Here is a 19,796-nt window from a genome sequence, read left to right as displayed (position 1 = left end):
TAGTTTACCTAATAAACATGTCTATTTACCTGGCTGGATATTTCGGTTAAGATTAGATATGGAAACGGAAACAAGTTATTAAATGGTAGGAATGATAAGTTATGAAGAAGCAATGGAGAAAACTTTCTTTTTTTATCAGAAAATTCATACTGTTAAGTAATCAGTCGCTTTTAATAAAGCTTTGTGTATTGTCTAGTATACTAGTGATTTTTCCAGTTCTTTCAGTTGGAATTATTTCGTATAAACTTTCTTCTGATAAATTAGAAGAGGAGTTTAGGGAATCAAGCCAACAAATTATTGAACAGGTAGAGTCACATATTGAGTATTATTTACAAGATTTTGAGATTGCCAGCTTAAAAATTATTAGCTCTCCTCACTTTGCTACCTTTTTGAAACTTGAAACGAAAGAACATGGAAATAATCAGGAATTTACGAAGGCAACACGAGCTATCTTAAAGGAGGCAGAATATTCTAGAGCGGATATATCGAATATCACCGTCATTTTAGATAATGATCAAGTCATCGATACGCTCGGTTTAGAAAACTACTATCCTGTATCCAAAATTAAAGAGGAGTATTGGTATTCATCGGTACCGAGAAACGGAATGATCATGCTAGTCAGCAGAACGTTAAAATTAAAAAATAATAACGAGCAGCCTGTGATATCACTCGCAAGACGTTTATATAATCCAAAGACATTGCAGCCAGTAGGAATGCTGATCATTGATATCAATTTCAGGAGGTTTGAAGAAATTGCTAACAAGGTTACGCTAAGTAAGAACGGTTATTTCTTTATTTTAGATTCCAAAGGGCATTATGTATACCACAGCGATTATTCTAAGCTAGGAAAAAAGGTTGAATTCGATCAATTGTCTAACTTGAAAACGGAGGAAGATGGATCTGGAATATTAGATAATGATTGCAAAGATTTTTTTACGTATTCTTTTTCTCGAAACATTGGCTGGCGGTTTTTCACAGCGGTTCCATACGAGGATTTAATGGAAGGAAGTATTCAAATTGGAAAAACTATTTCCTGGATCATTATAGTCGCACTATTCTTTGCTTATCTCATAGGATTCGGATTTGCAAATAGCATCATTCGTCCAATTCGGCGGCTTCAACATTTTATGAAGGAAGTTGAAATTGGAAATCTCAATGGCAGGGTAAGAGTGGAGTCTACTGATGAAATTGGACAATTGACAATGGGCTTTAATAATACCGTTGAAAAACTATCCAATTTACTGGAGGAAATATATATTTCTAAATTGAAAGAAACAGAGATGAACCTTAATCAAAAAGAAATTGAATTAAGGATGCTGCAGTCACAAATTAATCCTCATTTTTTATACAATTCACTTGAAACAATTAGAGGTATGGCATTGGAGGAAAATCGGGAGGACATTGCCTGTATGTCATCTTCACTCGGAAAGCTACTCCGTTATAATCTTAAAAATAGCTCACTTACTGTAAGTCTAAAAGAAGAGATTAAGTTTTGTGAGATGTATTTGCAAATACAAAAGTTTCGTTTTGAAGACCGTTTTGAGTATATGTTTGATATTCCCGAATGGGCAATGGATCTTAAGGTCGTGAAGTTTTCGATGCAACCTTTAATTGAAAATTGTTTTAAGCACGGTTTTGATCAGATTAAGGGGAAAATGAAGATTATCTTATCTGTAGTTCGAGTTTCAGAATGTTCTATCGTTATTCGCGTTATAGATACTGGTGTTGGAATTCAGGAAGATATTCTCAACGAAATTACGAAAAAAATTGAACAAACAACAACAGCTAATAACGGATTAAATATTGGAATAATAAATGTTCACCAAAGAATTTCTTACTTGTTTGGCTCTATGTACGGGATTACCATTCAAAGCACAGAAGGCATTGGAACAGCAGTTGATATGCATTTGCCAATCAGGAAAGCATATGATGAGGAGGAGGAAGAATGAAAAATGTCTTGCTGGTTGACGATGAGAGATGGGTTCGTACCGCACTTAAGTGGACAATAAATAAGTTGAATCTTCCAATATATGTTGCCCATGAATGCAATAACGGGTTGGAAGCTCTTGATTGGATCAAACAAAATAATGTAGATCTAGTAATAACTGATATTCGTATGCCAATCATGGATGGACTTACATTTATTAAGCAAGTACGGGATTTAGAGTTGAATGTGGATATTATCGTTATTAGTGTTCACGATGAATTTCAGTTTGTACAAGATGCTATGCGAAAAGGGGTGACTGATTATTTGTTAAAACCGATTGATGATGAAGAGTTAAAAAAATGTTTAGAAAACTGGTTGAAGAAAGGGATGGGAGTTCAGTTAGAGAGTAGGCATGCAGAAGAATCCTTTCCTCCTTCAACAATAGATAAAGTTCTTCAATATATTCAGGAAACTCCACTTGGAGAAATCAACTTAAAGGAAGCAGCTAAAAAGGTGCATGTCAATCCGAGTTATCTAAGTCAATTATTTAAACAACAAGTAAAACGAAATTTTGTTGATTATTTGACGGAGCTTCGAATGGAAGAGGCTAAAAAGATTCTGAAGACGAGCAGCTTACGAATATCTGAGATTGCCGAACGCTTAGGCTATTCTGATATAGCGTATTTCAGTAATACTTTCAAACGAATGACGAGTTTCTCTCCATCTGAGTTTCGAAAGGTTAAAGACGAGTAAATCGATGATGTCTGTTGAGGACGGGCTTTGATAGTACTTGAAGGGAAGTGATAGTTTCACGACATTTATTTTGAGTACAAAAAAACAAATCTCTTTTTTACTTTTTAGAATTGGTTAATGGATCACTTTTTAGATATATGAGTAGAGATCATCTAATCATCTTGCTTTTTAGTGTGGTGTTTACGTGGCCGTTTAGTTCGTTTTTAACTTTAATAATTATCTTCTCCGCATTAGTTCATGTGATTTCGCGTACCAGATAAATCCGATTTTTAGTGATTCTAACATTTTTTTCATTTATGTTTTCCCCTTTCAAATTTTTAGGATGCATACCTTTTAGTTTTGCAATTATCTTCTCCGCATTAATTCATGTGATTTCGCGTACCAATCCAATCCAACCTTTAATGATTCTAAAAGCTTTTTCATATGTGTCATCTCCTCTCTAACTTATATTACTATTATCAGATATAAGCTATATTTTAACAATGTCATTGAAATCGGTAACAATGATGAAGAAAACGGAAACAAAAGAAATGAAAACGAGGCCATCTATGTTTTTCGCATTATTTTGCGGTTTTTCTCGATTTATCAATAGATATCTATAAATGGCGATGCATTAGACAAGTACGCGGTAACCGTAACGGAATAAAAATATGGAGAATGATACTTAAGATGCGATTGTTAATCATCAGGAGTTTCAATTTGAAAAGAAATGTATACATATTAAGACTAAATAAAGGAAAGCTTAGCGAGTAGGAGGTGTAACTATCTATGCAAAAAATTGCTGTAGAAGGATCATTAACGAATATTTCCGAAGCGTTACGTGAAAAGGGCTATGATGTTGTTGAATTAAAACAGGAATCTGACGCACAAAACGTAGACTTTTGTGTTGTGACTGGACTAGATTCAAATATGATGGGCATACAAGAGGCTTCGGCTAAGGGTTCGGTGATTGAAGCGAGCGGATTATCCGCAGATGAAGTTATTAATGAACTTGAAAATAAAATAAATCATTCACATTAAACATAGTAGGCTGAATCAGGTATCGTACACATACGATAACTTTGGTTCAGCCTTTCTTGATCTCCTTTCTTATATGAATGAACCGTTAAGGGGACCATATCACTCCATTGTTTGTATTTATGAATTTTGAATAATGGCCCCATTTACGTATCCAGACTTCTAATGAAGTTCGGTCGCAAAATAAGTATTTGGTGAAACTATCTTTTTAAATGATGAAAACAGTTATAGAAGTACAAAAATAATGGGTCTTCTTATGTGGATATATTTGGGATTCATAAATTGATCATAGATAAAGCATTCTATCATTTGTAAGGAATTAACCAAAGGAGGATTTATATATGACTGTTATTAATCAAGTGCAACAAACGTTAGCTGGGTTAAAAAGTGCTCAAGCTAGTTTTGAGACCTTTGCATTACAAACGGATAATCAAGAGGCCAAACAAATGTATCAACAAGCAGCGCAACAAGCACAAACGATTGTGGATACTCTTTCGCCACGCGTTCAGCAAATCATCGAAGAAGAGCCTCAATATAAACAATAATGACCAGTAGAAAAGGGACCGTCCTAAACTAAGGAGTCGGACCTCACAACAACTATACACAGTTATATAACACGATTAACTGTGTATGGATTGTGAGGTTTCATTCACTTTTAGGACATTCCCTTTTTTAAGCATAAAATCGAAAGCAACAATTGAGTGGAAAGAGGCGTTGCACGCATGTTATATCGTAAAAAGAAGCAACTGGCATCCGTTCCAAAGGAGTATCGGAAGCGAACGCTGTTTCAGTGGGTTGACTTGTTATGCTGAGAGGAAGGCGGACTTGGGTATTCGATCAAAAGCCGGTCATTATTTCCACAGGAACTGTTGGCGGTCCATTTGAAGCAGACGGATTACTGACGAACGACTTTGATCTTCTTCATGCAGATTTGTGGCTGCAACAAGATTCCTATGAGAAAGCACATAAAGTACTTTTGGAAGAAGCCTGTCAAAAAGCGATAGAAAAAGCAGAACTTCAAAAGGAACAGATTCAGTTTCTTCTCGCTGGAGATTTAATTAACCAAATTACGCCAACTACCTTTGCTGGAAAAACAATTGGGGCACCATATCTTGGATTATTTGGAGCCTGTTCAACTTCTATGGAAGGGTTGGCCTTAGGCGCTTTTCTTGTGAATTCAAAAGGAGCCAAGTATTTATTAACGGGAGCTTCCAGCCATAATGCGGCTGTTGAGAAGCAATTTCGTTATCCAACCGAATACGGCGGACAAAAACCCCCTACAGCACAATGGACAGTGACTGGTGCGGGGGCGGCGCTGTTAAGTGATTCTGGAATTGGTCCAAGAGTCACATCAGCTACGATTGGTCGTGTAATTGATATGGGGATTGCAGATCCACTTAATATGGGAGGGGCAATGGCGCCAGCAGCCGTTGACACAATTGAAGCCCATTTAAGGGAACGAAACATCGATCCAGCCTATTATGACTTGATTGTGACCGGAGATCTCGGTCGAATTGGGCATGAAGTTTCACTGGATTTATTAGACCAACAAGGTATAAGAATCCGCGATGATCAGTATCAAGATTGTGGGTTAATGATTTATCGGGAAGGCCAACCAGTCTTGGCAGGAGCTAGTGGTGCGGGGTGTTCTGCTACAGTTGTTTATGGACATTTATTAAACCGAATGAAAAAAGGCGAGATAAAACGAATGCTTGTTGTGGCAACAGGAGCATTATTATCACCGCTTACTTTTCAGCAAAAAGAAACGATTCCTTGTATTGCCCATGCCGTGTCGATTGAGTATGAAAGCGAATAGGAACCGTGATGCACACACTAGAGCTAAAAGAAAAAGGAGCATTATGTCATGACAATCGGATCAGAAGTGAAACAATGTTTAGCTAGTCTCAAAGGAATTGAAGCGAATTTATCCAGCTTAGCGATACGGACCCCAGATGACGAAGCGAAACATGTGCTTCGCGAGACAAGGGTCCTTGTGAATGGTGTAGTGGCCGACATACAAAAACGAGTTGTCGAAATGGAAGTCGAGGAAACACAATACAAAGGGTTTTAAAGTATAGTTGCTAGGAGGTGTAAAAAAGTGCCAGATTGGTTAGCGGTAATCGGACGTTCCTTACTATTTATAGTTGTTCTATTTTTAGTGGCAAAATGGTTAGGGAAAAAGCAAATCTCTCAACTGTCTTTCTTTGAATACGTCATTGGGATCGCGATAGGCAGTATTGGAGCAGCGATTGCTATCGGACTTGAACCAAGTATATTTTTAGGGGTATTATCTATTCTAACTATTTCAGTGATCCCATTTTTAGCTAGTTTCATTTCGTTAAAAAGCAAATCCTTTCGAAATATTTTCGAAGGAAAAGGAACCGTTTTGATCAAAGATGGCAAGATTATGGAAGAAAATTTAAAAAAGGAAAGATACACGACAGATGAGTTATTGAAGGGGCTTCGAAAAAATCAAGTTTTTCAGGTCGCCGATGTAGAGTTTGCCGTATTAGAAGCCACCGGAGATTTAAGTGTATTACTTAAGAAAGAAAATCAACCATTGACTGCGAAGGATTTACATTTTTCTATTGCACCCATTAAGGAATCCCAGACGGTTATTATGGATGGAAAAGTACTGGATGAACCATTGTCCACTGCAGGGCGAAGTAGACTTTGGCTACAGACTGAGCTGGAAAAAACCGGCGTACTTCTTGAAAATGTCTTTTTTGGGCAAGTCGATACGTATGGACAATTAACCGTCGATCTATATGATGATAAACTTCAAGTACCACCTCCACAAGAGAAACCGTTATTAATCGCAACCATGAAAAAATGCCAAGCAGACCTTGAATTATTCGCACTTGGAACGGAAAATAAAGAAGCGAAAAAGATGTATCGCGAAAATAGTGAAAAATTGCAAGAAGCGATTGATAAAGTGGAATATTTATTAAAAGAATAGGCAAAAACACAAAGGTAAGACTAAAAAAACTATACATCGTATTCTACACACAGTATATCGTGTTACATGCACGTATTTTATACTGTGTTTTGTAGTTTGGGGAGCTGACTTTTGATGAAGTCAGCTCCAAACGTTTTAAAGGAATAACGATGCTACTTTGCCTTTCAATACTGGAGAAAATTAGGCAGTTTCAACTAGACAAAAGCGGTTCCCATGAAGAAAAGGTCAGGCCCCACATCTTCTATATATCGTTTATTTTACGTGTAAATGACATAATAAACGGTAATTAGAGTGTGAGGTCCGACCCTTTAAGACATGTTGTTAATGCGGCAAATTATGATTTGACGTTTGGGGTGTCATAGTAGCTGGTGCAAAGGCATTTATCATTTGCTGCATATCTTGTTGTGCCAGTTGTGGGACCTGATAATAATGATGTTTGTTTTGATAAATGGAAATCTCGTATGCCATTTCAATACAGTTGGGAACCGAATCTGCGAGCACCCGACGGACCACTGGATTTGTCACTTCACAAGCGGCCATTGCTTTCATGGCTGCAGATGACTTTACAGCTCCGAGCATTAACCCAGAGATGCACTCATCGGTGATTTCTGTTACAGACTGTAACGGTTTCTTCGGCTGGGTTGGTGTTAACCCATAAATGAAGTCATTACCTTGCTTCATTTTATAACTTTGAGTCCGCTTTTGTGGATCCTGGCCGGTTGTAAAACAATCAACTGTAATATTGTATTCATCTTGGATAAATTGATATTGGCGATTCAATATATCCATGAGTTCGGGGTCTTTTACATGTTGGCGTAAAAGCATATATTGATTGAGGGTACCAATTGTTCCTGATAACACTTCATGAACATCGAACATTTCATGACCGCCATGATTCAGTTGTTGAGGCACAGCGCCTGTATGCATATTTTGATGCATGGGTCCTTGTTGGTTTTGCATGAATTTTCATTCCTCCTCTTATATGAAAAAACACGTTCGGCTTTAGTATGTGTCCAGAAATAAGAGTTATTCAAAAGAATGCCTAATTTAAAGAAAGAGTAAATCGCACAAAATCAATTTTTTCGACCTATAACATATACATTGAGTCTAGCTAATATTGTTTTGTGAGCTGTTATTGTTCGAGAAAGTCGACAGCTGTTTTTACCTGACTTTTTGAACCTTCTTTATAAGAAGATGATTTCGCTTTTTTTCACATTCAGTTCAGTGTAATTCTCTACATGATTTAAAGTAGAAGATGTGAGGCAAACTACTAATGACGAGTAAAAGATATTGTTTGGAATGTTTGGAACAATCTAAAAAGCTGTTTAGACATGATCCTAGTTAAACTTAAAAACCTCGTCAATTTCGTGTGAAACTGTACCGTCTTGGTTCGATAAAAATAAGGAGGGATTTTATCGTGAAAGTAGTGGCCATTGTAGGAAGCACCCGTAAAGAATCGTATAATAAAAAAATCACTGCTTTTATGCAAAAAAGATATACGGACAAGGTCGAAATTGAAATTTTGCAACTAGAAAATCTTCCTATGTACAATGAAGATGAGGAGCTAAACCCGCCAGCCTTAGTAACAGACATTAAGAAAAAAATCACGGATAGTGACGGAATCTTAATTGCAACACCAGAATACAATCATTCCATATCAGGTTTCTTGAAAAATGCCATTGACTGGTTTTCGAGGGTGGATAAAGTAATGGTAAATAAGCCAGTCATGATTGTTGGGTGTTCTCCAGGTGCACTAGGTACAGTTCGTGCTCAAATGCAACTTCGTCAAATCTTAAACTCACCTGGCGTTTCCGCATTCACTCTGCCTGGGAACGAAGTATTTATCGGAGCCGTACATGAAAAAATTAATGAATCTGGAAACCTAGTCCATGAACCGACGATTCAATTCTTAGATACAGTAATGAATAACTTTGTGGACTGGATTCAAAAAGTTAAATAATAAAGTACGCGCGTACATGACGAGTATAAAAATCAATAATAATAGAAGAAAGAGGATGTCCCATAAGTAAAAGGTCAGACCTTGCCACTACTACATACAGTTTAGATGAAGTGTAAGTAACTCGAAAAACTGTATAGTGATGCTAGGTCAGATCCTTTTGGAACATCCTCTTTCAAGAATTTTAAAAAGTTAGGTATGAGAAGAAAGTCTTCTCCTTTGAAAATTCGGATATGCAATCCCGAATAGAATCACTGCTACACCAGTCCATTGAGAGAGGGTGACAACTTCGTGTAGCACAAATGTCGACATGAGAACGGCTGTTGGTAGTTCGGAGGCACTTAGGATGGTGCCAAGACCACTGCCTACTTTTGGCATGCCAATATTAAATAAAAGTGGAGGGACGAGTGAACCGAAGAAACCAATAAGAAGACCGTATTTAAGCAATCCATCCGCCAATGCTCCGTTTAGGAGAAATACTGGTGGAAGTACGGTAAACACGAGAAGTGCCGCTCCGGTTGTCATGATTGCACTTTTGTAGATTGGATGAATCGGAAGACTTGCACGACCACTTACATAAATAAAGGTGGCAAAGGATAATGCCGAAAGCAGTCCCCAGCCGATTCCGACAAGTGAAAAGGTGAGATCACTACTTAAAAAACCTGAAGCTAAAACGGAGCCGCAAAGGATGATTGCCGTTGCAATAATACTCTTACGGTCCGGTACTTTCTTATCAAAAATGTATTGTAAAATAATGCTGATCCAGGTGAATTGCAAAAGCAGGATAATAGCAAATGAAGCATCGACATATCCCAGTGATTTATTATAAAAAATCCCAGTTAAACCCATGGGCATTCCGCTGATCAACAAAATCAGCCATTGTTTACCACTTAACCTAATTTTGGGGACAAAGATCGTAATAATCCATAACATAATAGCTCCAAGCAAATACTGACTGCCCGTCAAATCACTTATTCCATAACCATTTTTATAACCTAATTTAACAAATGATGAGATAACTCCGTATGAACAGCCACCAAGAAAGACTAGTAAAGCATATTTCCATATACCCATTAAAAAACCTCCTATAAAACAATAAAGCCACCCATCCCCTTAATAAAGGATGGGTGGCGAAAAGTAAAGTTGTAAACTTTAAGAAAAATCCACCTGCCGCAAACTTGCCATGCAGCTTTTAGTCTATTACTTCCTATTATAAATTGTAATGATGGATTGTAAAGTGGGAAATTTTATCTCGGCTTAACAGGCTGTTAAGCCCAATTATTGAGGTACAGTGAAACTTACCGAGAGTTACGCAGAAGTAATAAATAAATGGAAATTTAAAGATAATAACACCATTCGTAAAGGGAAAGGTGTTATTTTTTTGTAAAAAAGTAATTAATAATTGTCCTACTCCCTTACTCATGGTATGATTTAGACTATACAAATCACGTTGGCGTGATTATCGTGGAATGTAGTGCGGATTGTGAGCGTATCTTTTAAAAAAAGAAAGATACTGTATTTTCATATCCAAGCAGATTTTATAGTTTAATATTTTAGGGAGGTTATCTTTTTTTGGAAATTTTAAATCAAATGTTTAGTACGTACGCTTTATTCTTCGACTGGAAAATGTGGGGAGAAGTGTTAACGGATCCTGTAGCTTGGGGATTAATTGGGACATTAATTATTATGGAAGGGTTACTATCAGCTGATAATGCACTTGTGCTGGCAGTCATGGTTAAACATCTTCCAGAAGAAAAACGAAAAAAAGCATTGATGTATGGCTTATTAGGTGCTTATGTATTTAGATTCATTTTCATCGGAATCGGCGTTTACTTAGTTAACTTCTGGTGGATTAAAGTATTAGGTGCACTTTATCTTGGATGGATTGCTTTCAGTCATTTCCGGAAAAAATCCGGCGAGGATGATGAAGTAAAAGAATTCAATAAAAACACTTGGTTAGTTCGTACATTTGGAACGTTTTGGGCAACGGTCATTATGGTAGAAGGAATGGATATCGCCTTCTCGGCTGACTCGATTCTGGCAGCCTTCGCAATTTCGGATCAAGTTTGGGTACTATTATTGGGCGGTATGATTGGGATTTTATTAATGCGTACAGTAGCTCGAGTATTTCTAAATCTAATTGATAAAATTCCTGAACTTGAAAATACAGCTTTCATTTTAATCGGGATTATTGCGCTTAAGATGTTATTGAGTGTATTTAATATTCATGTACCACATACAGCATTTTTTGGCATCATCGTTGTTGCGTTCGTAATTACGTTTATCATTCATAAGCGAAATGAGCGTAAGGCGGCTACTTCGACTGAGAGCTAAGATAATGGTGTTTGGCACCATTTAATCAATATTGAACATACTTAGGAGCAGAAAGCCATTTGTATCAGGGCTTTCTGTTTCTTTTTGCATTTTAATTTTTTTCTGAAGGTTTCATATAAGAGGTGGTACAGATTATTTCATCCCAATTTAACAGGCTGTAATATCCCCACCTCAATTTTTGTGCGAGATTCAAGAAAAAAATAGGTGGGGGATAAAAAAAGCACTGATGGAAGTTTCACTTTATTTGACAAAACTTCGATATGTATAGTATAATAATGGTAAATAATTGAATATTCTCCTAAAGGGGAGTAGCTTTTACAGCAAAGTCGTCATTTCAGAGAATTTCTCTCGGCTTTGTTGGCAACTTGATGTTGTTAGCAAGACCTTTACCGAAGAAGGGTAAAGGTATAACCATAGAATTTCAAACCTTTACCGTATTTCGGTAAAGGTTTTTTGTTTGATTATTTTTCAACTTTCAATAAAAGCGAGGTGAGTTCGGTCGGTAAATTTGCTAAACGTTTCCTATTTATTATTAAGTTTTGGACGGTTCTTCCGTTTCTAAAGGAATTCTTCATTTCACGCGAAGTTCAGCTTCATAAAAAAGTGATGGGAATAGTATTCATGATTGGGTACGCAGTATTTCCGTTTGATTTGATTCCAGATTTCTTCTCGCTCATTGGAATAGTGGATGATGTGATGATTTTTGGAATTGTTGTGAACTGGATGGTTCAGCTATCACCGGAAACACTTAAGGAAAAACATAAGCTAATGGGGTAACCTATTTAAAAAAATGAAAGAGGGGAAGTTAGGACATATGGAATTTTCAATTTTACTTGAGTATGGTTGGGTGTTACTTGTGTTGGTTGCACTTGAAGGGCTTTTAGCTGCGGATAATGCGCTTGTGTTGGCGATTATGGTAAGGCATCTACCGGATGAAGAAAGGAAAAAAGCGTTATTCTATGGACTTGCAGGAGCGTTTGTTTTCCGTTTTGGCTCGCTGTTTGCGATTTCATATCTTGTCGATGTATGGCAGGTCCAAGCGATTGGCGCCATTTATTTAATATTTATTGCCTTGAACCATATATTTAGAAAACTTCTAGTAAAGAAGAGTGAAGAAAACGTTACTGAGGAAAAGGAAACGAAGAAAGCTGGCTTTTGGGCGACAGTTTTCAAAGTGGAACTAGCGGATATTGCGTTTGCGGTAGACTCGATCCTTGCCGCCGTTGCATTGGCAATGGCGCTTCCAGATACGAACTTACCGAATATTGGTGGCTTAGACGGCGGTAAGTTTATCGTAATCTTCGCAGGTGGATTGATCGGATTAATTATCATGCGTTTTGCGGCCAATGTGTTTGTGAAACTGCTGCATACTCGACCAGGGCTTGAAGTGGCTGCATTTATGATCGTCGGCTGGGTCGGTGTGAAACTAGCTATTTACACATTATCACATCCATCGTTAGCGATATTGCCTGAAGCGTTTGCCCATTCAGTGGCTTGGAAAACTATCTTCTATGTCGTACTGATTTTGATTGCATTAGGTGGCTGGTTTTTTTCAAAAGAGAAACTGGACCCTGTAAAAGAATAAGGAGAATAACTGGCTGCGCTCTTTAAGGCGGCCAGTTATTTTAGTAAGGCGACCCCTTTATATAAGAATCAGGCTCTGCCGTCTACTATCATGCCGGCCCGACTAAGTAGAGTGCACGTCTCTACTGGAAAAGGGTATTTAATCTTATGTGGAATTTTTTTGGTAGTAAAGTTTTTATATTGGAGGTTACTGTATTCCGAAGCTATTGAAATATTTTATTAGTGATGGGGTAGAATAAAAGTAAAGTCCATTATCAAAGAAAACCATCCATTAAAACAACGATCGGTAAAGTTATGCATTTTCCTTGACAAAACAATTACTTTTATACGATAATGAATATTGAATTAGAATTATTATAGTTAAATAATAATTGTTATATTTAGATGATAATTATCGATATATAAGTAACTAGAGTTTCGGATAGATGTCCTGAAACCAACTATTTATAATTCTCAAAAACACACGCAGGAGGAAATTAATTATGTCTCTAATTGGAACAGAAATAAAACCTTTCAACGCATCAGCTTATCAAAATGGTCAGTTTGTCGATGTTACTGAAGAAAACCTAAAAGGTCAATGGAGTATAGTTTGCTTTTATCCAGCAGACTTTACATTCGTATGTCCAACTGAGCTTGAAGATCTACAAAACCAGTACTCAACTCTAAAAGAACTAGGGGTTGAAGTGTATTCCGTTTCAACAGATACTCATTTTACACATAAGGCATGGCATGATAGCTCAGAAACGATTGGGAAAATTACCTATCCAATGATCGGTGATCCTTCACATACAATCTCTCGCAACTTTGATGTGCTGATCGAAGCTGAAGGGATTGCTGATCGCGGTACTTTTATCATCGATCCAGAAGGCATCATCCAAGCTGTTGAAATTAACGCAGGTGGCATCGGCCGTGATGCAAGCATTCTTGTTAACAAAGTTAAAGCAGCACAATATGTTAGAAACAATCCTGGTGAAGTTTGCCCAGCTAAATGGCAAGAAGGTTCTACCACACTTAAACCAAGCCTTGATCTTGTAGGAAAGATTTAAGGAGTACAATAAATGATACTGGACGCAGACATAAAGGAACAATTAACCCAATATCTTCAACTGATGGAAGGCGATGTGTTACTCAAAGTTAGTGCAGGAGCTGATGATGTATCTAATGATATGCTAGCTTTAGTGGATGAATTAGCTGCTATGTCATCCAAAATTAATGTAGAGAAAACACATCTACCAAAAACACCGAGTTTTAGTGTGAATCGTATCGGCGAAGACACTGGGGTAACTTTTGCTGGTATTCCTTTGGGACATGAATTTACTTCATTAGTATTAGCTCTGCTACAGGTTAGTGGAAGAGCTCCAAAGGTGGATCAAAAGGTAATTGATCAAATTAAAAACATTAACGGCAAATATCATTTTGACTCTTACATCAGCCTGAGTTGCCACAACTGTCCTGATGTTGTACAAGCACTGAACTTGATGAGTATTCTTAATCCTGGCATTACACATACCATGATTGATGGTGCGGCATTCAAAGAAGAAGTAGAAAGCAAAAACATCCTAGCAGTGCCAACGGTGTTCCTCAATGGAGAATCCTTTGGTAGTGGCCGTATGTCTCTAGAGGAAATCCTCTCCAAGATAGGCAGTGCTCCAGACGCATCAGAGCTTGCTGATAAGGATCCATTTGATGTACTTGTTGTTGGAGGCGGTCCTGCCGGTGCAAGTGCAGCAATCTATGCAGCACGTAAAGGCATTCGTACAGGTGTTGTTGCTGAACGCTTTGGCGGTCAGGTTATGGACACCATGAGCATCGAGAACTTTATCAGTGTTAAGTATACTGAAGGCCCTAAGCTAGCAGCCAGTCTTGAAGAACATGTTAAAGAGTATGATATTGATGTGATGAATTTACAGCGTGCTAAGCGTTTAGAAAAGAAAGAATTCATCGAAATTGAACTCGAAAACGGTGCAGTTCTAAAGAGTAAGACCGTAATCATTTCAACGGGTGCTCGTTGGCGCAATGTTGGTGTACCCGGCGAAGAAGAGTTTAAGAACAAAGGTGTAGCATATTGCCCTCATTGTGATGGTCCATTGTTTACAGGAAAACACGTAGCGGTTATTGGCGGCGGAAATTCTGGTATTGAGGCAGCGATTGATCTTGCAGGCATTGTGAAACATGTAACGGTTCTTGAGTTTAATCATGAGTTGAAAGCTGATTCTGTACTACAAGATCGTCTATACAGTCTACCTAATGTAACTGTCCTCACGAACGTTCAAACAAAAGAAATTACTGGTACTGACAAGGTAAATGGTATTTCCTACGTTGATCGTGATACAGGAGAAACCCAGCATATTGAATTGCAGGGTGTGTTTGTTCAAATCGGTCTTGTACCAAATACCGATTGGTTAGGCGAAACAGTAGAACGTACTCGCGGTGAAATCGTTGTAGATAAACATGGCGCTACGAACATACCTGGAGTGTTTGCTGCAGGCGATTGTACTAATAGCCCGTATAAACAGATCATTATTTCTATGGGATCGGGTGCGAATGCAGCCTTAGGTGCATTCGATTATCTAATCCGCAATTAAGGAAAACCCAATATGAAAAGCCCAATTTCTCAGTAAAATTGAGAAATTGGGCTTTTTTGTTACTTCATCAATGACCCGTTTATTGAATAAAAAAATACGTCCTGTTCTACTAAACAAAAATCGAAGAAACACATACTTGACGGGGGAAAAGGCTTACTTACCCGTAATATGCTTTAAAAACGATCAGAATGGAAAGATGTTATTATATTAGTAATTAGATAAATTCAGAGAGGGAGGGACAACATGAAAGAATACATCGAACAGCTTAAACCGACGCTGGATAGCATATTTGAGCATTTGCATCAGAATCCAGAGGTTAGTTGGAAGGAATATGAGACAACTGCGTATATTCAGCAAATCCTCGTTGCGCATGGTTTTCCAGTCCATATGTTTGTTGATTGTACAGGGCTCGTTGTAGAAATGGGGAGTGGTGATTTTTGTGTGGGTCTGCGAACAGACATGGATGCGCTTTGGCAGGAAGTGAACGGTCAGTTTCAAGCCAACCATAGCTGTGGTCATGATGCACATATGACGATGACAATCGGAGCTATGTTGCTTTTGAAAAAAATGAATGCTTTTCAAAAAGGAAGATTCAAGTTTATTTTTCAACCTGCTGAAGAGAAAGGAACCGGCGCGTTAAAAATGGTTGAAAAGCACGTTGTTGATGATGTTGATTTTCTTTATGGTGTTCACTTAAGACCCATTCAAGAATTGAGGAATGGCCAAGCGGTTGCCGCGATTTATCACGGTGCAGCGAAGTTTATTGAAGGAGTAATCATCGGCGAGGATGCTCATGGTGCACGGCCTCATCTTGGGCAGAATGCGATTGAAATCGGTTCCTCCCTTATTCAAGAAATCAAGGGTATTCACCTCGACCCATTGGTTCCTTATACAGCGAAAATGACTAAATTTATAGCAGGTGGTGATTCTGGGAATCTAATTCCAGGGAAAGCTTCGTTTTGTATAGATTTACGGGCACAAACAAATGAAGTGATGGATGAGCTAACTGAAAAAATTGAGAAAATAGCAAGCGCATTGGCGAATTTATATGGGGTGAAAATCCAGTTGGTAGCAAAGGGATATGTTGCGGCGGCAGTTGTCAATCAAGAGGCAAGAGGTTATATGGAAAAAGCGATTGTTGAGAGTATTGGAGCGCAACATGTACTGGAGCCGATTGTTTCTTCTGGAGGCGAGGATTTTCATTTTTACACACTAAAAAACCCTCATTTAAAAACGACAATGCTTGGCTTAGGCTGTGATTTAAAGCCGGGGCTACATCATCCACATATGACCTTTAATCATGATTGCATCTATTCAGGGGCAGAGATTTTAGCAAGAACCGTGTTGCGAACGATTGAAGCATATGAAAGGAAGAAGTAATATGCCTTCCTTTGAAGTCGATTGGTTTCACAACACTAGTAGGGACACTATAGCCGATTACAGATGAAAATAAAATTATTTCGCAAAAATATAATCTAGGTATGATTTACGTGATAACAGGTGAAATCACCCCAGAGAATAAGCAATATGGGAAAAGCGATTTAATTTTGAGCCCGAGAGGTGTAGAAATTCTACTTGAAGAATTGGGGAAAGCTTGTAAGTGAAAAAATGTATGACACAGAACAGGACGATCTTCCTCTAATAATTCAAGGACGTCCTGTTTTTTTTATCTCGAATTAACGGAAGTCAAGGCCCTCCATCTCAAGGCTTAGAGGAATCGAAGAAGCTTATGTGGGGGCTACTGTCCGTAAAGCCTGATTGAAGTTTCACTTTATCTATTAATCAAAATATAAAAATAATTAAAAATACATTGACAGTAATCATGCATAATGGCATAATTTATACGAAATTACACTAAACTTAAATTTTTTATATACAAAATCTTATCAAGAGCAGGTGGAGGGACAAGCCCTATGATACCCGGCAACCGACTTATTTTTAAGCACGGTGCTAATTCTTGCAGCAGAAATGCTGATAGATAAGAAGTTGTTTTTTATTCGGAAACCTCTTCTTATTGAAGGGGTTTTTTATATTTTTTGAAAGGAAGAAGTGGCGAAAATGAGCGAAGTAACAGCTGTGTACAGCATTATAACGGATTCATCAAGCTTGGAAAAAAAAGCCGAAGAAATAGCGCTTGGTCTAACGGTTGGTTCTTGGACTAATCTGCCGCTGCTCGAACAAGAACAATTAAAAAATCATAAAGGCCGAGTTGTCATGATCAAAGAAGTGGGTGAAGAGAGGGGATCTGGAAAAACCGTTGGTGAAATTCACATTGCTTTTCCAGGGGCTAATTTTTCAAAAGATATTCCTGCTATCCTCACGACAACTTTCGGAAAATTATCGCTAGATGGAGAAATTAAATTAGTAGATTTAAAGTTTGATCACGACCTTTTAAGCTATTTTCCAGGTCCTCGTTACGGAATTGCAGGCATTCGCGATAAGCTCCATGTCTATGATCGACCATTAATTATGAGTATTTTCAAAGGAGTGATTGGGAGGGATTTAGATTATCTGCTCAACCAATTACGAGAACAGGCCTTGGGTGGTGTTGACCTAGTAAAGGACGATGAAATCCTCTTTGAAAACCCGCTTACACCTCTTGAAAAAAGAGTAGCAGCAGGAAAGAAAGTACTTGATCAAGTGTATGAAGAAACTGGTCATCGAACATTATATGCCGTGAATTTAACAGGAAGAACGTTCGAACTAAGGGATCAAGCTAGAAAAGCAAAGGATTTAGGTGCGGATGTTTTGTTATTTAACGTTTTTGCTTATGGTCTCGATGTCTTACAAAGTTTACGAGAAGATGAGGAGATTGCTCTTCCAATTATGGCTCACCCTGCCGTTAGCGGTGCATTTACTTCATCAGAAAAATATGGGTTTTCTCATGCCTTACTGTTAGGGAAATTGGAAAGATTGGCAGGAGCGGACTTTTCCTTGTTTCCATCACCATATGGCAGTGTAGCCTTGGACAGAGATAAGGTGATGGCGGTTAAAGAGGAGTTAATAAAAGAAACACAGATTAAATCGGTATTTCCTGTACCTTCGGCTGGGATTCACCCAGGACTTGTTCCATTATTGATCCAAGATTTTGGGCAGGATTGTGTCATTAATGCAGGTGGAGGTGTTCATGGACATCCACAAGGAGCTCAGGGTGGTGGAAAAGCGTTTCATCAAGCAATTGAATTGGTGCTTTCTGGGACTGCGTTTTCAGAAGAAACTGCTGCATTTGAACTTCAGGAGGCAGTCCGGCTATGGGGCTGGAAGGACGTGGTTACGAAGTGAATAATCCAATCATTTTTTGTGACTTTGATGGTACGGTTACAAAGAAAGACAATATTGTTAGTATAATGAAGCAATTTGCTCCTCCAGAATGGGAGATGTGGAAGGATCAAGTTTTATCTCGTTCGGTCAGTATCCAAGAAGGGGTAGGCAACATGTTTCATCTCCTTCCATCTTCACTAAAACAAGAGATTACTAAGTTTGTTTTAGAAAATATTGAGATTCGCGATGGGTTTAGCGAATTTGTTCAATATACGAAAAAGAAACATATCCCTCTTTATATCGTAAGTGGTGGGATGGATTTTTTCGTTAAACCAATTCTTTCACCCTTCGATTTGATAGCTGGAGTGTATTGTAATGAAGCTGATTTCAGTGGAGAAAAAATCAAGATACATTGGCCTCACTCATGTGATGAGGAATGTACGAATCAAAATTGCGGATGCTGCAAACCTGCTATAATCCGGGGAATCTCGAATACTAATACACACGCGATTGTCATTGGCGATTCTGTAACAGATTTAGAAGCTTCAAAAATTTCTCATACTGTCATAGCAAGAGATTATTTAGCTGAAAAATGCGGCGAACTTTCGATTCCATTTCACCCTTTTGATACGTTTTATGATTGCATAGATATTTTAGAAAAATTACAAATAAGCAGTCAAACGAAGGGGGTTGGAAAATGAGTGTGTTACTTACTCGTCATCATGAACTTATGGAGATAAAAGCTGAATTGGCCGAGAGAGATTGGTTTATGGGTACGAGCGGTAATTTAGCAATAAAAGTACAAAATGATCCATTGCAATTTCTTGTCACAGCAAGCGGCAAGGATAAACGTAGAAAAACAAATGAGGACTTTCTGCTTGTAGATGATGGTGGAAATCCTGTCGGCAGCACGAAGGTGAGGCCTTCTTTTGAGACGCTTCTACATTGTGAAATATACAAAAAAACGGATGCAGGCTGTAGCCTCCACGTCCATACGGTAGCGAACAATGTGATTTCTGAATTGTATGGCGATGAAGGACAAGTGGTGTTTCAAGGTCAGGAGCTAATAAAGGCATTTGACCGGTGGGATGAAGATGCAGAGCTTATCATTCCAATTATCAGGAATTATGCAGATATCCCCAAATTGGCAGAAGCTTTTTCTTCCTTTGCAAATGAAAATAAGGGAGCTGTGTTGATTCGTAATCACGGAATCACCGCGTGGGGGAAAGATGGCTTTGAAGCTAAAAAAATTCTCGAAGCCTGTGAGTTTTTATTTCAGTATCAGCTCACATTACTTCAGGCAAAAGCTGGTCTTTATGGAGCAAGACACTTATCTTAACTAGTCTACTTAGTTTATTTCTCCCGCATTAACGGGCAGTAAGCTCTCTCCAAATGTTTAGAGCAATTCGCATTAGCGTA

20 protein-coding genes and 1 riboswitch are annotated in these 19,796 nt (G+C 38.1%); of the genes, 18 read left to right on the top strand and 2 right to left on the bottom strand.

Features of this window, described 5'->3' with window-relative positions; genetic code table 11:
- Nucleotides 1-203: 203 nt before the first annotated feature.
- The 7 genes from ACIQZI_RS14540 (at nucleotide 204) to ACIQZI_RS14510 (ending at nucleotide 6,656) form a co-directional block, all read left to right on the top strand.
- Nucleotides 204-1,949, top strand: coding sequence for a sensor histidine kinase (locus ACIQZI_RS14540; RefSeq protein ID WP_403074177.1), 1,746 nt, complete (start codon nucleotides 204-206; stop codon nucleotides 1,947-1,949).
- The gene (locus tag ACIQZI_RS14535; protein ID WP_403074175.1) at nucleotides 1,946-2,680 is read left to right on the top strand and encodes a response regulator transcription factor; all 735 of its coding nucleotides are present in this window, start codon (nucleotides 1,946-1,948) and stop codon (nucleotides 2,678-2,680) included. The genes ACIQZI_RS14540 and ACIQZI_RS14535 overlap by 4 nt, the downstream gene beginning before the upstream one ends.
- A gap of 768 nt (nucleotides 2,681-3,448) precedes the next feature.
- The gene (locus tag ACIQZI_RS14530) at nucleotides 3,449-3,700 is read left to right on the top strand and encodes a YkuS family protein (protein ID WP_403074173.1); all 252 of its coding nucleotides are present in this window, start codon (nucleotides 3,449-3,451) and stop codon (nucleotides 3,698-3,700) included.
- A gap of 338 nt (nucleotides 3,701-4,038) precedes the next feature.
- Nucleotides 4,039-4,242 carry a DUF1657 domain-containing protein gene (locus ACIQZI_RS14525; RefSeq protein WP_062183630.1) on the top strand — a complete coding sequence of 68 codons (204 nt, stop codon included), beginning with the start codon at nucleotides 4,039-4,041 and terminating at the stop codon, nucleotides 4,240-4,242.
- Between the two features lie 260 nt (nucleotides 4,243-4,502).
- Nucleotides 4,503-5,513 (top strand): stage V sporulation protein AD, encoded by a 1,011-nt coding sequence (spoVAD, locus tag ACIQZI_RS14520; RefSeq protein WP_403074171.1) that lies wholly within the window; start codon nucleotides 4,503-4,505, stop codon nucleotides 5,511-5,513.
- A 48-nt stretch (nucleotides 5,514-5,561) separates the two neighbouring features.
- Complete coding sequence (locus tag ACIQZI_RS14515; RefSeq protein WP_062183624.1) at nucleotides 5,562-5,768, top strand: DUF1657 domain-containing protein; 207 nt, start codon at nucleotides 5,562-5,564, stop codon at nucleotides 5,766-5,768.
- A 27-nt stretch (nucleotides 5,769-5,795) separates the two neighbouring features.
- The gene (locus tag ACIQZI_RS14510) at nucleotides 5,796-6,656 is read left to right on the top strand and encodes a DUF421 domain-containing protein (protein ID WP_403074168.1); all 861 of its coding nucleotides are present in this window, start codon (nucleotides 5,796-5,798) and stop codon (nucleotides 6,654-6,656) included.
- Between the two features lie 321 nt (nucleotides 6,657-6,977).
- Here ACIQZI_RS14510 and ACIQZI_RS14505 read toward each other — a convergent pair whose 3' ends face one another.
- Complete coding sequence (locus tag ACIQZI_RS14505) at nucleotides 6,978-7,616, bottom strand: spore coat protein (RefSeq protein WP_062183619.1); 639 nt, start codon at nucleotides 7,614-7,616, stop codon at nucleotides 6,978-6,980.
- Between the two features lie 457 nt (nucleotides 7,617-8,073).
- Here ACIQZI_RS14505 and ACIQZI_RS14500 point away from each other — a divergent pair, with 457 nt between their 5' ends.
- The gene (locus ACIQZI_RS14500) at nucleotides 8,074-8,616 is read left to right on the top strand and encodes an NADPH-dependent FMN reductase (RefSeq protein WP_403074166.1); all 543 of its coding nucleotides are present in this window, start codon (nucleotides 8,074-8,076) and stop codon (nucleotides 8,614-8,616) included.
- Nucleotides 8,617-8,805: 189 nt separating this feature from the next.
- Here the strand turns inward: ACIQZI_RS14500 and ACIQZI_RS14495 are convergent, their stop codons facing one another.
- On the bottom strand, nucleotides 8,806-9,687 hold the full coding sequence (locus ACIQZI_RS14495) for an EamA family transporter (protein WP_062183613.1): 882 nt from the start codon (nucleotides 9,685-9,687) through the stop codon (nucleotides 8,806-8,808).
- 498 nt (nucleotides 9,688-10,185) lie between these two features.
- On the opposite strand from ACIQZI_RS14495, the gene ACIQZI_RS14490 reads away from it, so the two are divergent.
- From ACIQZI_RS14490 to ACIQZI_RS14445, 10 genes are all read left to right on the top strand, one after another.
- Nucleotides 10,186-10,947, top strand: coding sequence for a TerC family protein (locus ACIQZI_RS14490; RefSeq protein WP_403074163.1), 762 nt, complete (start codon nucleotides 10,186-10,188; stop codon nucleotides 10,945-10,947).
- A 489-nt stretch (nucleotides 10,948-11,436) separates the two neighbouring features.
- Entirely contained in the window at nucleotides 11,437-11,724 is a 288-nt protein-coding gene (locus tag ACIQZI_RS14485; protein ID WP_062185020.1) for a YkvA family protein, read from the top strand.
- 37 nt (nucleotides 11,725-11,761) lie between these two features.
- Nucleotides 11,762-12,532: a TerC family protein gene (locus ACIQZI_RS14480; RefSeq protein ID WP_403074161.1), complete on the top strand. Its 771-nt coding sequence runs from the start codon at nucleotides 11,762-11,764 to the stop codon at nucleotides 12,530-12,532.
- Between the two features lie 481 nt (nucleotides 12,533-13,013).
- On the top strand, nucleotides 13,014-13,577 hold the full coding sequence (gene ahpC / locus ACIQZI_RS14475) for an alkyl hydroperoxide reductase subunit C (RefSeq protein ID WP_403074159.1): 564 nt from the start codon (nucleotides 13,014-13,016) through the stop codon (nucleotides 13,575-13,577).
- A 12-nt stretch (nucleotides 13,578-13,589) separates the two neighbouring features.
- The gene (ahpF, locus tag ACIQZI_RS14470) at nucleotides 13,590-15,116 is read left to right on the top strand and encodes an alkyl hydroperoxide reductase subunit F (protein WP_403074157.1); all 1,527 of its coding nucleotides are present in this window, start codon (nucleotides 13,590-13,592) and stop codon (nucleotides 15,114-15,116) included.
- 243 nt (nucleotides 15,117-15,359) lie between these two features.
- Nucleotides 15,360-16,496, top strand: coding sequence for a M20 peptidase aminoacylase family protein (locus ACIQZI_RS14465; protein ID WP_403074155.1), 1,137 nt, complete (start codon nucleotides 15,360-15,362; stop codon nucleotides 16,494-16,496).
- 101 nt (nucleotides 16,497-16,597) lie between these two features.
- The gene (locus ACIQZI_RS14460) at nucleotides 16,598-16,720 is read left to right on the top strand and encodes a hypothetical protein (protein WP_403074153.1); all 123 of its coding nucleotides are present in this window, start codon (nucleotides 16,598-16,600) and stop codon (nucleotides 16,718-16,720) included.
- 276 nt (nucleotides 16,721-16,996) lie between these two features.
- A riboswitch (SAM riboswitch) is annotated at nucleotides 16,997-17,101 on the top strand.
- A 73-nt stretch (nucleotides 17,102-17,174) separates the two neighbouring features.
- Nucleotides 17,175-18,398: a 2,3-diketo-5-methylthiopentyl-1-phosphate enolase gene (locus ACIQZI_RS14455; protein ID WP_403074151.1), complete on the top strand. Its 1,224-nt coding sequence runs from the start codon at nucleotides 17,175-17,177 to the stop codon at nucleotides 18,396-18,398.
- Nucleotides 18,395-19,078, top strand: coding sequence for a 2-hydroxy-3-keto-5-methylthiopentenyl-1-phosphate phosphatase (locus ACIQZI_RS14450; RefSeq protein WP_403075161.1), 684 nt, complete (start codon nucleotides 18,395-18,397; stop codon nucleotides 19,076-19,078). The genes ACIQZI_RS14455 and ACIQZI_RS14450 overlap by 4 nt, the downstream gene beginning before the upstream one ends.
- Nucleotides 19,075-19,716: a methylthioribulose 1-phosphate dehydratase gene (locus tag ACIQZI_RS14445; RefSeq protein WP_403074149.1), complete on the top strand. Its 642-nt coding sequence runs from the start codon at nucleotides 19,075-19,077 to the stop codon at nucleotides 19,714-19,716. The genes ACIQZI_RS14450 and ACIQZI_RS14445 overlap by 4 nt, the downstream gene beginning before the upstream one ends.
- Nucleotides 19,717-19,796 lie beyond the last annotated feature (80 nt).

Source organism: Peribacillus sp. NPDC096379 (genome assembly GCF_044762875.1).
Lineage (GTDB): Bacteria > Bacillota > Bacilli > Bacillales > DSM-1321 > Peribacillus.
Note: the sequence above shows the minus strand (reverse complement) of the source record. Positions and strands in the feature narration are given on the sequence as shown.

Coding starts and splice junctions, on each gene's coding strand:
- ACIQZI_RS14535 (WP_403074175.1), top strand. CDS start 1,946: ATGAAAAATGTCTTGCTGGTTGACGATGAGAGATGGGTTCGTACCGCA.
- ACIQZI_RS14530 (WP_403074173.1), top strand. CDS start 3,449: ATGCAAAAAATTGCTGTAGAAGGATCATTAACGAATATTTCCGAAGCG.
- ACIQZI_RS14525 (WP_062183630.1), top strand. CDS start 4,039: ATGACTGTTATTAATCAAGTGCAACAAACGTTAGCTGGGTTAAAAAGT.
- spoVAD (WP_403074171.1), top strand. CDS start 4,503: ATGCTGAGAGGAAGGCGGACTTGGGTATTCGATCAAAAGCCGGTCATT.
- ACIQZI_RS14515 (WP_062183624.1), top strand. CDS start 5,562: ATGACAATCGGATCAGAAGTGAAACAATGTTTAGCTAGTCTCAAAGGA.
- ACIQZI_RS14505 (WP_062183619.1), bottom strand. CDS start 7,616: ATGCAAAACCAACAAGGACCCATGCATCAAAATATGCATACAGGCGCT.
- ACIQZI_RS14495 (WP_062183613.1), bottom strand. CDS start 9,687: ATGGGTATATGGAAATATGCTTTACTAGTCTTTCTTGGTGGCTGTTCA.
- ACIQZI_RS14480 (WP_403074161.1), top strand. CDS start 11,762: ATGGAATTTTCAATTTTACTTGAGTATGGTTGGGTGTTACTTGTGTTG.
- ahpC (WP_403074159.1), top strand. CDS start 13,014: ATGTCTCTAATTGGAACAGAAATAAAACCTTTCAACGCATCAGCTTAT.
- ahpF (WP_403074157.1), top strand. CDS start 13,590: ATGATACTGGACGCAGACATAAAGGAACAATTAACCCAATATCTTCAA.
- ACIQZI_RS14465 (WP_403074155.1), top strand. CDS start 15,360: ATGAAAGAATACATCGAACAGCTTAAACCGACGCTGGATAGCATATTT.
- ACIQZI_RS14460 (WP_403074153.1), top strand. CDS start 16,598: ATGATTTACGTGATAACAGGTGAAATCACCCCAGAGAATAAGCAATAT.
- ACIQZI_RS14455 (WP_403074151.1), top strand. CDS start 17,175: ATGAGCGAAGTAACAGCTGTGTACAGCATTATAACGGATTCATCAAGC.
- ACIQZI_RS14445 (WP_403074149.1), top strand. CDS start 19,075: ATGAGTGTGTTACTTACTCGTCATCATGAACTTATGGAGATAAAAGCT.